This is a genomic window from Seonamhaeicola marinus (assembly GCF_008085455.1).
This window is the reverse complement of the sequence record NZ_VSDQ01000107.1, coordinates 14,807-30,914: the sequence shown is the minus strand read 5'-3', so window position 1 is coordinate 30,914 and position 16,108 is coordinate 14,807. Positions and strand designations below refer to the sequence as shown.

The 16,108-nt window shown below is 32.8% G+C and carries 16 protein-coding genes; 10 read left to right on the top strand and 6 right to left on the bottom strand.

The window, feature by feature from the left end; genetic code table 11:
• Positions 1-11 precede the first annotated feature (11 nt).
• The 4 genes from FUA24_RS00785 to FUA24_RS00770 all read right to left on the bottom strand — a co-directional run bounded on the left by FUA24_RS00785 (position 12) and on the right by FUA24_RS00770 (position 4,636).
• Positions 12-1,286, bottom strand: a complete 1,275-nt coding sequence (locus FUA24_RS00785; protein ID WP_148539632.1) for an adenylosuccinate synthase — start codon at positions 1,284-1,286, stop codon at positions 12-14.
• Positions 1,287-1,298: 12 nt separating this feature from the next.
• Positions 1,299-1,751, bottom strand: coding sequence for a Fur family transcriptional regulator (locus FUA24_RS00780; RefSeq protein ID WP_148539631.1), 453 nt, complete (start codon positions 1,749-1,751; stop codon positions 1,299-1,301).
• Between the two features lie 27 nt (positions 1,752-1,778).
• The gene (locus FUA24_RS00775) at positions 1,779-3,998 is read right to left on the bottom strand and encodes a RelA/SpoT family protein (protein ID WP_148539670.1); all 2,220 of its coding nucleotides are present in this window, start codon (positions 3,996-3,998) and stop codon (positions 1,779-1,781) included.
• 62 nt (positions 3,999-4,060) lie between these two features.
• A complete protein-coding gene (locus FUA24_RS00770) occupies positions 4,061-4,636 on the bottom strand; it encodes a non-canonical purine NTP diphosphatase (protein WP_148539630.1) in 576 nt (191 codons plus the stop codon).
• Between the two features lie 73 nt (positions 4,637-4,709).
• Between FUA24_RS00770 and FUA24_RS00765 the strand changes: the two genes are divergently transcribed.
• The 3 genes from FUA24_RS00765 (at position 4,710) to FUA24_RS00755 (ending at position 5,842) form a co-directional block, all read left to right on the top strand.
• Positions 4,710-5,099: a hypothetical protein gene (locus FUA24_RS00765; protein WP_148539629.1), complete on the top strand. Its 390-nt coding sequence runs from the start codon at positions 4,710-4,712 to the stop codon at positions 5,097-5,099.
• Between the two features lie 84 nt (positions 5,100-5,183).
• The gene (gene hpf, locus FUA24_RS00760; protein ID WP_148539628.1) at positions 5,184-5,483 is read left to right on the top strand and encodes a ribosome hibernation-promoting factor, HPF/YfiA family; all 300 of its coding nucleotides are present in this window, start codon (positions 5,184-5,186) and stop codon (positions 5,481-5,483) included.
• Entirely contained in the window at positions 5,483-5,842 is a 360-nt protein-coding gene (locus tag FUA24_RS00755) for an MmcQ/YjbR family DNA-binding protein (RefSeq protein WP_148539627.1), read from the top strand. Before hpf ends, FUA24_RS00755 begins: the two co-directional genes overlap by 1 nt.
• Before the next feature lies 1 nt (position 5,843).
• Here the strand turns inward: FUA24_RS00755 and rlmH are convergent, their stop codons facing one another.
• On the bottom strand, positions 5,844-6,317 hold the full coding sequence (rlmH, locus tag FUA24_RS00750) for a 23S rRNA (pseudouridine(1915)-N(3))-methyltransferase RlmH (protein ID WP_148539626.1): 474 nt from the start codon (positions 6,315-6,317) through the stop codon (positions 5,844-5,846).
• 127 nt (positions 6,318-6,444) lie between these two features.
• Here rlmH and nadC point away from each other — a divergent pair, with 127 nt between their 5' ends.
• From nadC to priA, 3 genes are all read left to right on the top strand, one after another.
• Positions 6,445-7,302: a carboxylating nicotinate-nucleotide diphosphorylase gene (nadC, locus tag FUA24_RS00745; RefSeq protein ID WP_148539625.1), complete on the top strand. Its 858-nt coding sequence runs from the start codon at positions 6,445-6,447 to the stop codon at positions 7,300-7,302.
• A 79-nt stretch (positions 7,303-7,381) separates the two neighbouring features.
• Positions 7,382-8,308 carry a YihY/virulence factor BrkB family protein gene (locus tag FUA24_RS00740; protein ID WP_148539624.1) on the top strand — a complete coding sequence of 309 codons (927 nt, stop codon included), beginning with the start codon at positions 7,382-7,384 and terminating at the stop codon, positions 8,306-8,308.
• A 2-nt stretch (positions 8,309-8,310) separates the two neighbouring features.
• Positions 8,311-10,764, top strand: a complete 2,454-nt coding sequence (gene priA / locus FUA24_RS00735) for a replication restart helicase PriA (RefSeq protein WP_148539623.1) — start codon at positions 8,311-8,313, stop codon at positions 10,762-10,764.
• Between the two features lie 9 nt (positions 10,765-10,773).
• Here the strand turns inward: priA and FUA24_RS00730 are convergent, their stop codons facing one another.
• A complete protein-coding gene (locus FUA24_RS00730; RefSeq protein ID WP_147131013.1) occupies positions 10,774-11,469 on the bottom strand; it encodes a LytR/AlgR family response regulator transcription factor in 696 nt (231 codons plus the stop codon).
• A 202-nt stretch (positions 11,470-11,671) separates the two neighbouring features.
• Here FUA24_RS00730 and rpsF point away from each other — a divergent pair, with 202 nt between their 5' ends.
• The 4 genes from rpsF to FUA24_RS00710 all read left to right on the top strand — a co-directional run bounded on the left by rpsF (position 11,672) and on the right by FUA24_RS00710 (position 16,057).
• Positions 11,672-12,010 (top strand): 30S ribosomal protein S6, encoded by a 339-nt coding sequence (rpsF, locus tag FUA24_RS00725; protein ID WP_148539622.1) that lies wholly within the window; start codon positions 11,672-11,674, stop codon positions 12,008-12,010.
• Between the two features lie 2 nt (positions 12,011-12,012).
• Complete coding sequence (rpsR, locus tag FUA24_RS00720; RefSeq protein WP_148539621.1) at positions 12,013-12,309, top strand: 30S ribosomal protein S18; 297 nt, start codon at positions 12,013-12,015, stop codon at positions 12,307-12,309.
• 13 nt (positions 12,310-12,322) lie between these two features.
• Positions 12,323-12,775, top strand: coding sequence for a 50S ribosomal protein L9 (rplI, locus tag FUA24_RS00715; protein WP_148539620.1), 453 nt, complete (start codon positions 12,323-12,325; stop codon positions 12,773-12,775).
• 129 nt (positions 12,776-12,904) lie between these two features.
• Positions 12,905-16,057 carry a TonB-dependent receptor gene (locus tag FUA24_RS00710; RefSeq protein ID WP_148539619.1) on the top strand — a complete coding sequence of 1,051 codons (3,153 nt, stop codon included), beginning with the start codon at positions 12,905-12,907 and terminating at the stop codon, positions 16,055-16,057.
• Positions 16,058-16,108 lie beyond the last annotated feature (51 nt).

Here is a 16,108-nt window from a genome sequence, read left to right as displayed (position 1 = left end):
TTTATTTTAGATTATTTCCTAAAAATAGTCTGTTTTCTATCAGGTCCAACAGAAACAATTGTAATAGGAATTTCCAGAGCTTTTTCTAGGAAGTCTATATACTCATTTAATTCTTTTGGAAATTGAGAAGCATCTGTCATTTCTGTTAAATCTGCTTCCCATCCTTTAATTTCAGTGTAAATTGGTTCTATATTTTCTTCCTCAATGTTATAAGGTAGATGTTCTATAGTTTCACCTTTGTATTTGTAAGCTGTACAAACTTTTAGTGTTTTAAAACCAGATAACACATCTGCTTTCATCATATTAAGTTGTGTAACACCATTTACTTGACATGCATATTTTAAGGCAACTAAATCTAACCAACCGCAACGTCTTTTACGTCCTGTAGTAGCTCCAAACTCATTTCCTACACGTCCCATAGTATCTCCATCTTCATCAAATAACTCGGTAGGGAATGGTCCCGAACCTACTCTTGTAGTGTATGCCTTAAAAATTCCAAATACGTCACCAATTTGATTAGGAGCAACACCCAGACCAGTACAAGCACCAGCTGCAGTAGTATTACTTGATGTTACGAAAGGATAAGTACCAAAATCTATATCTAACAATGAGCCTTGAGCACCTTCAGCTAAAATAGTTTTACCTCCTTTTTGTGCTTGATACACATATTCTTCAGAATCTATAAAAGTTAAAGATTTTAAAACTTCAATAGCTTTAAAGAACTCTTCTTCTAGTTCATCTAAATTGTATTCAATATCTACATCATAGAATGCGATCATAGATTCGTGCTTATCGGCAAGAGTTCTATAACGTTCTTTCCAATCTGCCAATTCTAAGTCACCAACTCTGATACCATTTCTACCAGTTTTATCCATATAAGTTGGGCCAATACCTTTTAAAGTAGAACCAATTTTGGCTTTTCCTTTAGAGGCTTCACTAGCAGCATCTAATAATCTATGTGTTGGTAAGATTATATGTGCTTTACGGGAAATTAATAAAGACTTTTTGTAATCTACATCTTGTTCAGCTAATTTATCTAGCTCGCCTTTAAAAATAACAGGATCTATTACAACGCCATTACCAACTAGATTGGTTGCATCATCATGAAATATTCCAGAGGGAATCGTATGTAAAACATGTTTTTTGCCGTTAAAAACTAGAGTGTGTCCTGCATTAGGTCCTCCTTGAAAACGTGCAATAATATTGTAGTTGTTTGTAAGTACGTCAACAATTTTTCCTTTGCCTTCGTCACCCCATTGTAATCCTAGTAGTAAATCTACTGCCATTGTAAAAATTAGTTATTTTGTTGATTTTCGGTTTCCGTAGAAATAAAGAGAATGGTTGTTAATCTCAATATCGAAAACTTCTTCGATGGTTTTTTTTATTGATTGAATTCTAGGGTCGCAAAACTCTATAACTTCACCAGTATCTGTTAAAATTACGTGGTCATGCTGTTTGTCAAAATATGATTTTTCGTAATGTGCTTGAGATTGTCCAAATTGGTGCTTTCTAACTAAACCACATTCTAAAAGTAATTCTATGGTGTTGTATAACGTAGCACGAGAAACCCTATATTTTTTATTTTTCATATTGAGATAGAGGGACTCTATATCAAAATGATCATCGTTATTATAAATTTCTTGAAGTATAGCATACCTTTCTGGGGTTTTACGATGCCCATTGGTTTCTAAAAAGTTAGTAAAAACATTTTTTACTATTTCCTGATTTTTATTTTCTGTTTCTGAATTCATAATAAGCGACGCAAATTTACACTTTTTTTACAGTCTGGTAACCTTATCTATACCATTAATTTTTTTAAGCTTTTCAATTAGCTTTTTAATGATGGTATTATTCTTTACTACAAGGTGTATTTTTCCTGAGAAAAGACCATCATTACTCTCAAAGTTAAGACTTCTCATATTAACATGCATATTTGATGAAATAATTTGTGTTATTTCATTTACCAAGCCAATATTATCTATTCCTGAAATGGATATTTTTGCTAAGAATTCTGTTTGAGAAGAGTCTACCCATTTAGCTTGCATTATCCTGTAAGCATAGTTAGACTGTAGACTTAAAGCATTAGGGCAGTTTTTCTTATGAACTTTTATACCATCTGAAACTGTAAGGAAACCAAAAACTTGGTCACCAGGTATTGGGTTGCAGCAGTTTGAAAGTTTATAGTCTAGTTTTTCTTCTTCTTTACCAAAAACAAGAGAGTCATAATTAGCTGTAACTTCCTCTTTATGTAAGTCTTCTTTCTTAACATTAGCCTTTCTTGTAATTTTATTTTTAATAAAACTCATTAAGGCATTGCTTCTTGAAGAAGCAAAGTTTTTAAGCATGGTATTGTCTATAGTACCAATACCTACTCTATAAAAGAGATCTAGGCTAGTTTTTAGCTTAAAATAATTAACCAATTCATTTATAGAGTTTTCGTTAAGCGTTATTTTAAGCTGTTTAAGCTTCCTCCTTAGAATTTCTTTACCTTCTTCACCAATGCGTTTTTTATCTTCTCTAAGCGCAGATTTAATCTTACTTCTTGCCCTTGCCGTACTCGTATAGTCCAACCAGTTTGGATTTGGTTTTGCGGTTTCGGAGGTTAAAATATCTACTTGATCACCACTTTTTAGCTCATGACTTAAAGGAACAAGTTTCCCATTAACTCTAGCACCTCTAGTTTTCATTCCAACTTCTGTATGAATATTAAAAGCAAAATCTAAAGCTGTGGCTCCTTTGGGTAAAGATTTTAAATCCCCTTTAGGTGTAAAAACGAATATTTCTTTAGAGTAAAGATTAAGTTTAAATTGTTCTACGAAATCAACAGCATTGGTTTCGGGGTTTTCCAAGGCTTCTTGTAATCTGTTTATCCAAGTATCTAGATTGTCCTCTTTTTCGCTTCCTTGTTTGTATTTGTAGTGAGCTGCATAACCTTTTTCGGCTATTTCATTCATACGTTCACTTCTAATTTGAACTTCTACCCATCGTCCTTTAGGTCCCATTACGGTAATATGAAGCGCTTCATAACCAGTAGATTTTGGAGAGGAAATCCAATCACGAAGTCTCGTGGGATTTGGTCTAAAGTGATCTGTAACAATGGAGTATATCTTCCATGCAAAGAATTTTTCATTTTCTACATCACTATCATAAATAATTCTAATGGCAAACTTATCATAGACTTCATCAAAGGAAACGCCTTGTTTCATCATTTTTCGTCTTATGGAAAAAATTGATTTTGGTCTTCCCTTAATGTTATAATTAAATAGTTCTTTGTCCAGAGACTTTTTTATAACATCAGTAAACTGTTCTATGTATTGATCTTGTTCTTCTTTACTCTCTTTTATTTTACTTAAAATATCAAAATACACATCTGGTTCTGTGTATTTTAAACCGAGGTCTTCTAATTCGGTTTTAATATTGTACAAACCAATTCTATGAGCTAAGGGCGCATAAATGTAAAGCGTTTCAGAAGCTATTTTTTCCTGTTTATCAGGACGCATAGAGTCCATGGTTTGCATGTTATGCAGTCTGTCTGCAATCTTTATAATAATAACTCTAACATCGTCATTAAGTGTAAGCAGCATTTTTCTAAAGTTTTCTGCTTGCAAAGACACATCCATGTCTTTTTCTTTACTCAATGAAGAAATTTTTGTGAGTCCATCTACAATGGTAGCAACAGTACCTCCAAACCTCTTTTCTATATCTTCAATTTCATAATCTGGACTATCTTCAACAACATCATGAAGTAAGGCTGCTGCAATAGAGGTGCCGTCAAGACCAATTTCTTGAGCAACAATTTTAGCTACTGCTAAAGGATGAAAAATATAGGCTTCACCAGATTTTCTACGCTGGTGTTTATGGCCGTCTAAGGCTACTTCAAAAGCACTTCTAATTAGTTTTTTATCTTCATCTGTTAGTGTAGTGTAACTAACCTGTAGTAATTCTTTGTAGGCTTTAGCTATGGCTGCATTTTCCTTTTCAATATCTTCCGCTGTCATCATAGATTAAAAGTAACATAAAGATTGTTAATTGGCAACATAAGGGTAGGTTTTGTTGCGCTTTATTTTGATAAGAAATCTATTAGCTGGGTTATTGCTTTACCACGGTGTCCTATTTTGTTTTTAAGGCTTAAATCCATTTGGGCAAACGTTTCGTTATAACCATTTGGTTTAAAAATGGGGTCATAACCAAAGCCTTTATCACCTTGTTTTGATTTTGTAATAACACCTTGACAAATTCCAGTAAATATTTTTAACTCATTATTTATATGCAGCGCTATTACAGTTTTAAAATGTGCTGCTCTATTGCTTTTGTTTGCTAAGGCTTTTAAGAGTTTATTCATGTTATCCTCAGCATCACGTTTAGGGCCGGCATACCTGGCGGAATAAACTCCTGGGGCTCCATTAAGAGCTTCTGTTTCTAATCCAGTATCATCTGCAAAACAATCGTAACCATATTTGTTCTTTATGTATTCTGCTTTTTGGATGGCATTACCTTCAATGGTCTCTTGAGTTTCAGGGATATCTTCGAAACACTCAATGTCTTTTAAACTAATTAATTGAATATCATTAGGCATTAAGGCTTGTACTTCTTTAACTTTATTTTGGTTGTTAGTAGCAAAAACAATTTTTTTCATAGAGAGTTGTTAGGAAACAATTATGTTAAGATTTTTAAGTAATTTAATAGTGCAAATTTAAAATTAATAAACAATGAAAAAATTATTAATAACCTTAATGCTAATGGTATTTGGTTTTGTATATATGCAAGGTCAGAATATAAAGCAGGTACCGGTTAAAACTAATTATGATAATGTGTTTTACAGAGAGTCAACTAGTAAGTACGCTAAATTTTTTGTTGAAAAGATATTGTATTCTTCCAATTATAAAGGAAAAGATAATGAGCATGTGTATCAAGTTTCCATTTATGGATCTGTTAATGGCAACAAAAAAGCGCTTCATCATAATGTGCAATCTACTACTGAGTTGGATTATTATAAAAGAGTATTTAATGGCAGATATAAAAAAATACAATTGTATTTTGGGAAGCGTAAAATAGGAGAAAAGAACTATTATGATACAGCAATTAATGTACAATTTTAGAATGGCTTGGGTATGACAAATATCAGTTTAAATAAATTATTTCTCTATTAACTTTGAAATAGACATTAATTAAAACAATGAGGTATGACAGTGAGTATTCAATATGTTCATATGCAAACTAGTGAAGCATTGAGCGCCTACGTAAAAGAAAAATTAAATAACCTTCATAAAAAATATGAATGGATTATTAATGCAGAAGTTCATTTTGAAATTGAGCAGAAAGCGAAACAAAAAGGTAAGATTTGTAAAATTGAGCTAAGTGTTCCTGGACCAAGAATTTTTGCAAGTTCTAATGAAGAGAAATATGAAGAGTCTGTAAAAAAGACAATAAAAGATTTAGAAATTCAGTTAAAGAAACGAAAGCAAGTTTTTAAAACGCATTAATGAATATCGAAATATATAGGCAGTATTGTTTATCTAAAAAAGGAGTTACGGAATCTATTCCGTTTCCTAAATTACCCAATGTACTTGTATTTAAGGTTATGGGTAAAATGTTTACAGCTACAGATATTGAAACTTTTGAGAGCTTTAGTATTAAATGTGTACCAGAGACTATAGATGAGTTAAGAGCTCAGTATGATGCACTTCAAGAACCTTCCTACTTTAGTAAAAAACACTGGAGTAGGGTGGTTGTTGATGGTTCTGTAACAGATAAGATCTTATTTGAATGGTTAGATGTCTCATACAATTTAGTAGTAGCCAAACTTACCAAAAAAGAACAAGCCCTATTGGAAGAACTATAGGTTATCTATGATGATAGGGTTCATTTCTCAATATAGTGAAGCTTCTATAAAGTTGTTCAATAAAAAATAAACGTACCATTTGATGTGAGAAAGTCATTTTAGATAATGATAGTTTTCCATTGGCTCTTTTATAAACATCATCAGAAAAACCATAAGGACCACCAATAACAAAAACTAATTGTTTTAATCCAGAATTCATATGTTTTTGTAAGTAATTAGAAAAGGCTACCGAGTCTAATTGTTTGCCTTGTTCATCCAGAAGAATTAAAGTGTCAGAATTTGCTAGTTTATTGAGAATGAGTTCTCCTTCCTTTTGTTTTTGTTGTTCTTCGCTTAAATTTTTAACTTTTTTTAAATCGGGAATAACTTCAAAATTAAATCTCACATAATGACTTAACCGTTTGATATAGTTGGTGATAAGTGACTGTAAGTCATTACTATCTGTTTTGCCTATTGTTATAAGTGTAATTGTCATAAAAATCAAAAATAGTTTTATATTTTGAGAAATTCTTATTTAAAATCGCAATAAATTTAAAAAATCGTAATTCTAAAATTTAGAAAAGTAAATCTATTTATTATTTTTGTCGCAAATCAACAAAATTATGATTACACAGGAGCAGTTTGACCAAGAAGTTAGATCTATAATTGCAAATGCCATTAGAGAAGATGTTGGAGATGGCGATCATAGTTCTTTAGCTTGTATACCAGAAAACGCTAGAGGGAAAGCTAAACTATTAGTAAAAGACAAAGGTGTTATTGGAGGCGTAAATTTTGCAAAGAAAATTTTTGCCTACGTTGATAAAAACTTAAAACTTGATGTGCGTATTGAAGATGGTACAGAGGTAAAGTTTGGAGATGTTGTAATGTATGTTGAAGGACCTTCTCAATCTATTCTTAAAGCTGAACGTGCCGTGTTAAACTCTATGCAGCGTATGAGCGCAATTGCTACTAAAACGAGACATTTTGTTAATTTAGTTAAAGGCACTAATACTAAAATATTAGATACTAGAAAAACCACACCAGGAATTAGAGTTCTAGAAAAATGGGCTGTAAAAATTGGTGGAGGTGAAAATCATAGATTCGCTTTATATGATATGATTATGTTAAAAGATAATCATATAGATTTTGCTGGAGGGATAACAAAGGCAATCGAAATGACAAAGCTTTATTTAAGAGAAACGGGTAAAAACCTCCAAATTATGGTTGAAGCCAGAAACTTAAATGAAGTTGAAGAGATTCTTAGAAATGATGGAATTTACCGTATTTTATTAGATAACTTTGATTATGAGGACACTAGAGAAGCGGTAAAAATGATAGGAGATAAATGTTTGACAGAATCTTCAGGAAATATTAATGAAACTACAATTAGGCATTATGCTGAGTGTGGTGTGAATTACATTTCTTGCGGGGCATTAACGCATTCAGTACATAATATGGATTTGAGCCTTAAAGCAATGTAATTAGTTGCTTTTTTACTATTTCAACTATTCTTATCTTAGGTCATAATTTAATAACTTTGTAGTGTAATACAAGCTATTTATGACAAAACCAATTGAAGACAAACTAGAAAAAATTCCAGTTATTAATGTCTTGGTACGGTTTCTCAAAAGAATTAAACTTCCTGGTTTAGAAGGTTTATCCTTCTATGATTTATTAGAGTTGTATATAATAGGCATTGTAAAAGGTGCTTTAACAACTAGGGCAAGTGCTATTGCTTTTAGTTTCTTTATGGCGTTGTTTCCGTTTTTGCTATTTGTACTTTTTATTATTCCATATATTCCTGTTGAAGGTTTTAAAACCGATTTTTTAGTGTTTTTAGAATCGTTCTTACCTCCTAATACCTCAGACTTTTTTATTCATAATATTTTTGAAAATATAGACAAATCTCAAAGAGGAGGTTTGTTGTCTTCAGTTTTTGCATTGTCCATTGCACTAATGGCAAACGGTGTTAATGCGGTCTTTTCTGGTTTTGAAAATTCTTATCATGAACAGCTCACCAGAAATGTATTTAAACAATATTTATATGCTCTTAGTATAGCTTTGATTTTGGCACTTTTATTAGTGCTTACCATTGCCTTTTTAGGTTATTTTCAAATTTATGTAGTTCAGGAATTACTGGAGGTATTAGACGTAGATTCTCAAAACGTGTTTTGGGCAAACTTTGCACAATACCTGTTTTTTATAGTAATGATTTACCTTGCAACAGCTACTTTATATTATTTTGGAACTCATGAAGGCAGACACTCTAAGTTTTTCTCAGTTGGGGCTTTATTTACAACCTTATTAGTAATGTTATCCTCTTATTTATTTGGTATTTATATTGAAAACTTCGGACAATACAATAAATTATATGGTTCTATAGGAGCGCTTTTGATCTTACTCTTTTATTTGTGGTTAAATGCTAACATTTTACTACTGGGTTATGAGTTAAACGCATCATTAAACAAATTGCGTAAAAGAGTATAAGTATGCGCTATTTTATTGATGTTATATTGCCAATACCCTTGCAGAAGTTATTTACGTACCAAATAACCGAAGCAGAAGCTGAGTTTTTAAAACCTGGAATTAGAGTTGCTGTTCCTTTTGGAAAGACTAAAATATACACGGGCTTGGTATTTAGAATTCACAACCAAGCGCCAACAGCTTATGATGCTAAGGAAATTCACCAGATTTTAGATGATATACCTATTGTTAATCAAACACAAATAGAGCTTTGGCAATGGATTTCAAGCTACTATATGTGTACCTTGGGAGACGTTATGCGTGCGGCACTACCAAGTGCATTTATACTTGAAAGTGAAACAGTAATTACTAAAAGTAATGTTGAAGCAATAGATGAATCAATTTTAAAAGACGATGAGTTTTTAATTTACGAAGCATTACATCATCAGTCATCTTTAAAGATTCATGATATATCAAGTATTCTGGATAAAAAGAATGTACTTCCTGTTATAAAAAGGCTTATTGAAAAAGAAGCTATAACAGTGGAAGAGGAGGTGTATGAAAAATATAAGCCCAAGTTAGTGCGCTATGTAAAATTACATGCTAATTTTTCTTCAGAACATGCATTACAGTCTTTATTGGAAAAATTGAATAGGGCGCCTAAACAACGAGATGTTGTAATGACCTTGTTTTCAATCTCAGCTACTACTAAAAAACCTGTAAAGGTTAAAGATTTAACCACTGAAAGCGGTGCATCCTCGCAAATAGTAAAATCACTTATTGATAAAGGCGTACTCGAAGAATATTTTATTCAAACGGATAGAGTGCAATATGAAGGTGAAGATAATGAGGCTTCAAAACAATTAAATGAGCATCAGGAAATTGCACTAAAAGAAGTGCAAACATCTTTTGAGACCAATAATGTAACGCTTTTGCATGGTGTAACATCATCAGGAAAAACTGAGATTTATGTAAAATTGATAGAGGAAGTTCTAAATAGCGGAAAACAAGTATTGTATTTATTACCAGAAATTGCTTTGACAACGCAGTTAGTAACCCGTCTTCAAAATTATTTTGGAGAGCAAGTGGCAATTTTTCATTCAAAATATTCAGTACACGAACGTGTTGAGGTTTGGAATAATGTTTTATCATCTTCCGCGAAAGCGAAAATAGTTTTAGGAGCGCGTTCTTCAATCTTTCTGCCATTTAATAATTTGGGGTTAATAATTGTTGATGAAGAACATGAGCAGTCATTTAAACAATTTGATCCAGCACCGCGTTATCATGCTAGAGATACCGCTGTAGTAATTGCTGCAATGCATAAAGCCAAAGTGTTACTAGGTTCAGCTACACCGAGTTTAGAAAGTTATTTTAATGCTAAACAAGGTAAGTATGGTTTTGTGGAATTAATGCACAGGCATAATAATGTTTTAATGCCAGATATTGAACTGGTAGATATTAAAGATAAGCATAAACGGAAGCGAATGACAGGACATTTTAGCGACCGGCTTATAGAAGAAATAACAGAAGTTTTAGAAGAAGGAAAGCAGGTAATTTTATTTCAGAACCGTCGTGGCTTTTCTCCAATTGTAGAATGCAATACCTGCGGACATTCTCCGCAATGCCCAAATTGTGATGTGAGTTTAACATATCATCAATATAGAAGTCAATTAAGATGTCATTATTGTGGCTATGTTGCAGCAATGCCTCAAAGTTGTGAGGCTTGTGGTAGCACAGATTTAGATACTAAAGGTTTTGGCACGGAGCAAATAGAAGAAGAGGTAAAACAACTATTTCCAAAGGCAAACGTTGCCAGAATGGATTTGGATACAACTAGAGGGAAATATGGCTATGAAAAAATAATTACCGCCTTAGAACAACAAGAAATAGATATTTTGGTAGGAACCCAAATGCTTACTAAAGGTTTAGATTTCAGGAATGTAAAGTTAGTAGGTATAATGAACGCCGACAATATGCTTAATTTCCCTGATTTTAGAGCACATGAGCGTAGTTTTCAATTAATGGTACAAGTATCTGGTAGGGCAGGGCGGACTGATGAAAGAGGAAAGGTTTTAATTCAAACTTATAATCCGTTTCATAATATCCTACAGCAAGTATCTACCAATAGTTATGTGGAGATGTTCAAAGAACAAATGGATGATAGGTATAATTTTAAGTACCCACCAATTTATAAGCAGATAAAGATTACCTTAAAACATAAGGATTATAATAGAACAGAGACTGCTTCAATTTGGTTTGCTAAATCTTTAAGGCAGTTTTTTGGAGATGCCGTATTGGGACCAGAAGCGCCACCTGTAGCACGAATAAGAAATCAATATCACAAAAATATTTTAGTTAAGATTCCTAAAAAACAATCTCTAGCAAAAACAAAAGAAGCTATCATTAAAATAAATAATAGCTTCTCTAGTATTAAAGATTTTCGGTCGGTTAAAGTAATCTTAAATGTTGATAACTTCTAGCTAATAATTTTAGATATTATTTAAAGCATCAACCAATTGTGTCTTTTTGTTTCGGCTTAAAGGAATCTCATAAGCACCCACTTCAACATTTTTACTGTTAAATCTATCAATCTTATCTAAATTAACAATATAAGATTTGTGGATTCTTAAAAACTTACCCTCAGGTAATTCAGCCTCAAAAGCCTTCATAGTTGATAAAACAACTAAGCTTGTTTCCTCAGTAACTAGTTTTACATAGTCACCCAGAGCTTCTATCCATTTAATGTCTTTAATATAAACCTTACGTTTTTTAAGATTACTCTTAACAAAGATGTGTTCACCTTCTTCTTCGTTTTGGTTCATTAATAAGCGGTGGTGTTCTAATGCTTTTTCAACAGAAGCATTAAAGCGCTCTCTAGTAATTGGCTTATGTAAATAATCGGTAGCATCATAATTAAATGCTTTAAACGCATATTCGGTTTTACCGGTTACAAAAATAATTTGGGGTTTTTTGTTTAATACATCTAGAAGTTCAAATCCATTTAGTACTGGCATTTCAATATCTAAAAAGATTAAGTCTACTTGGTGAGTATTAAGTCCATTTTTCGTTTCTAGGGCACTACTGTACTCTGCAATTAAATTAAGAGACGGGTGGTTCTCTACTAACTTAACTATAGAGAGACGTTGTATTGCTGAATCGTCTACTACTACACAGTTTAAAGTCATAACATTTTGTATTATTTCGGTTAAGATATCGACAATAGTACAAAAAATTCCGCCAAAAACCAAAAATCATCGATAAACAACGCGTTTTAACAAAATTTTAACATTTAAAAGAGCAGTTGCAATATAATATAAAATATTGTTGTGTGGTATGTGTTTATTGATTATTTTTGCACCCAATTTTTAACAATTTAAATAGATTTTTATGAATCATTATGAAACTGTTTTCATCTTAAATCCCGTTTTATCTGATGACCAGATAAAGGAAACAGTAAAGAAGTACGAAGATTTTCTTGTTTCTAAGGGCGCTAAGATGGTATCTAAAGAAGATTGGGGGCTTAAAAAATTAGCTTATCCAATTCAAAACAAGAAAAGTGGTTTTTATCACTTATTTGAGTACACTGTTGCTGGTGAGGTTATTACAGACCTTGAATTAGAGTTTAGACGTGATGAGCGTTTCATGCGTTATTTAACTGTTAAGTTAGATAAACATGCAGTAGCTTGGGCAGAAAGAAGAAGAGAAAAACTTAAACAAAAAGCTTAATTATGGCATCATTAGAGCAACAATCAAAAGGAAAAAAAGACGGAGAAATTAGATATTTAACGCCGTTAAACATTGAAACTAACAAACAAAAGAAATACTGTAGATTTAAAAAGTCTGGTATTAAATATATAGATTATAAAGATCCAGATTTCTTATTAAAGTTTGTAAACGAGCAAGGTAAAATTTTACCAAGACGTTTAACAGGAACATCATTAAAGTACCAAAGAAAAGTGTCTGTAGCTGTAAAAAGAGCACGTCATTTAGCTTTAATGCCATATGTAGCCGATTTATTAAAGTAAAATACCGATAACAATGGAACTTATATTAAAACAAGACGTTGAGAATTTAGGATTTAAAGACGATGTTGTAACAGTAAAGAACGGTTACGGTAGAAACTTTTTAATTCCTACAGGAAAAGCGATTTTAGCTACTGTATCAGCTAAAAAAGTATTAGCAGAGAATTTAAAGCAAAGAGCTTTTAAAGAAAAGAAAATTGTTGACGATGCTAATAAAGTAGCGGAAGCATTAAAAGCTTTAGAAATTAAAATTGCATCTAAGGTTGGAACAGGAGACAAATTATTTGGTTCTGTAAACAACATTGATGTAGCGGCTGCTTTAGAAAAAGAAGGACAAACAATAGATAAAAAATTCATCAATGTAATTGGTGGAAATGTAAAGCGTTTAGGTAAGTATACTGCCATTATTCGTTTGCACAGAGAAGTATCTGTTGAATTACCTTTTGAAGTAATTGCGCAGAAAAGCTAAGTTAACAAACGGTTAATAAAGCATTATCATAAAATGAAGGCTACTCGAAAGAGTAGCCTTTTTTTTTACTACTTTTGATGAGCACTTTTTATGCGTGCATAATAGACTAACTCATTTAAAACAAACTGGATGAAAAAAACAACTATCTTATTTTTTTTCATGTTTTGTGGGTTATTTGCGTTTTCGCAAGTAACAACATCAAACATTAAAGGGCTTATAGTAGACCAAAGCTCAGAGCCACTTCCTGGTGCAAATGTAGTAGCAATTCATACACCTACAGGTACAAAGTATGGAGCAGCAACTAACTTTGATGGCAGGTTTAACCTTTTAAATTTAAGAGTAGGTGGGCCCTACACCATTACCGTAAGTTTTATAGGTTATCAAGAACAAACATTTAATGATGTGTTTTTAACTTTAGGTAAAACGCAAAACATTAATGTTACTTTAACTGAAGACAGTCAACAATTAGATGCTGTGGTTATTCAAGGTACTGGTGGTACGGGAACTTTTGGAAGTGATCGTACTGGAGCAGAAACTAGTGTTGGACGAAGAGAAATTACACGTTTACCAACTATTTCAAGATCGCAAGCGGATTTTACACGTTTAGAACCAACCGCAAGTGGCGGATCTTTTGGAGGACGTAATGATCAATTCAACAACTTTTCCTTAGATGGTGCCATTTTTAATAATCCATTCGGATTAGATGCGCCAACGCCTGGTGGGCAAACTGGAGCGCAACCAATATCTTTAGATGCAATAGATCAAATTCAGGTTACAACTGCGCCTTATGATGTTACGCAATCTGGTTTTACCGGAGCATCTGTAAATGCCGTTACCAAAAGTGGAACTAATGAATTTCATGGAACAGTTTATGGTTTCTACAGAGACGAAACTTTAACTGGTAAAAAAATTAAGGGAGACGAAGTTACGCGCCCAGACTTAAATCAAAAACAATATGGTATAAGTATTGGAGGTCCAATTATAAAAAACAAACTTTTCTTTTTCGCTAATTTCGAGACAGACGATAGAGATGATTTAGGAACAAACGGTTGGGTGCCAAATACAGGTTCTGGAGCTATTAATGAATCTAGAGTGACTGAAAGCGATTTAATAGCAGTAAGCGATGCTCTGGCTGCTTTAGGTTACGATACAGGGGCTTATGAAGGATTTACTTATGCAGCAAAATCTACTAAAGGTATTTTTAAATTAGATTGGAATATAAACGATAACAACCGTTTAGCTGTAATTTATAACTTTTTAAATGCTTCTAAAGAAAAGCCTGCGCATCCTACAGCTTTAGGATTTAGAGGTCCAAATGCAGCAACATTGCAGTATCAAAACACAGGTTATGAGATTAATAATAAATTAAACTCTATACAATTAGAGTTAAACTCAACCTTATCAGATGAAGCTACTAATAAGCTTCAAATTGGATATACACATTTCGATGATTTTAGAAACCCATTGTCTGCACCTGCTCCTACCATTACAATTTTAGAAGGTGGTTCTAATTACATTATTGCTGGTCATGAGCCGTTCTCAATCAACAACAGACTAGATCAAAAAGTTTTTCAATTTACAGATAATTTGAACTTTTTTAAAGGGGATCATACATTTACCATTGGAACTTCTTTTGAAAAATTTCAATTTGATAACTCTTTTAACTTAGGTGTTTATGGAGGTAGAGGTGTTTTCTTTCCTTCCTATGGTAGTGTAGCTGAGTTATTGGCAGATGCAGCTCCAGGAGGAGGATTAGAAACTATGTTAAATGATGCTACGGCTGCTCATAATGCCTTATCTGCAAATGGTACTGGTGTTGCTGGTGGTTGGGCCTTAAATGAAACTAATGTGGGACAACTTTCATTCTATTTACAAGATGAATGGAATGTTACGGACAAGTTTAAATTAACTTATGGTGTTCGTTTTGATAAACCATTGTTTTTTGATACAGCAGAAAAAGCTCAAAATGTAATTGACTTAGCTTCAGATTACGCACCTAATACCCCTTATATTAATCCTAATACCGGAAATGTTCAATTACTAGATAATACAAGCATGCCCGACAATGATTGGTTAATATCGCCTAGAGTTGGATTCAATTATGATGTAAATGGAGATAGTACTTTCCAATTGCGTGGTGGATCAGGTCTATTTACTGGTCGTTTCCCATTTGTATGGTTATCTAATCAAACAGGAAACCCAAATTGGTGGTTCCACCAAATGGTTGATCCAGATTATAAATTCCCTCAAGTTTGGAGAACAAACCTCGGAGTTGATAAGAGACTTGAGAACGGTTTAATATTAACTGCCGATGTATCTTATACAAAAGATATTAATGGTCCTCATGTACAAAATTGGGGATTAATTGAACCTACAGGTACTTTACAAGGCGTTGATAATAGAGCAATTTATACTGCTTCAGATTATGTGCAAGTAGATGTACCTTTCCCTGCAAACGCTAATGCTTATGTAATGACAAATTCTGATGAAGGTAGAATTTGGAATGCTTCTATTAAAGCACAAAAGACGTTCAAAGGAGGGTTTTATACAATGTTGGCTTATAACTATCTAAATTCTAAGGATGTTAACTCTATAGAAGCAGAAATTACTGGTGATGCCTTTGCTGGTAATCCAGCTTTAGGAAATGTAAATAACGATGTGCTGTCTTACTCTAGGTATGGTGATACGCATAGATTTATTGGTGTTGCAAGTAAAAAATGGACTTATGGAAATGATAAAGTAGCTACTACTATTTCAACATTCTTTGAATATGCTCAAGGAGGTCGTTTTAGTTATACTTACGGAGGAGACATTAATGGCGATGGATCTGGTTTAAATGATTTACTTTATATTCCAACTTCTAGTGAAATAGGTCAAATGCAATTTGCAAGTCCTGGAGATGCTGCGGCATTAGAGGATTACATAGCTCAAGATGACTACTTAAGTGGAAGGAGAGGACAATACGCAGAGCGTTACGGAGCTTTAGCGCCTTGGAGAGGTCGTTGGGATATTAAAGTTTTACAAGACTTTATTGTAGGTGTTGGTAATGATAAAACAAATACAATACAATTAAGTTTAGATATCCTAAACTTTGGTAATTTATTAAGTTCGGAATGGGGTGTTATCCAACAACCTAATAACGTACAACCTATAGGTGTTACTGTTGATGGTTCTGGCACACCAACGTATTCATTTAATGGAGATTTAAATAATACTTTTGGTTTTGATTCTAGTTTAGCTTCTAGATGGCAAGCTCAAATAGGATTACGTTATATTTTCTAGAATAAACCGTAATAATATTAGTAAATTTGCGCTCCTTATTTAGGAGCGCAT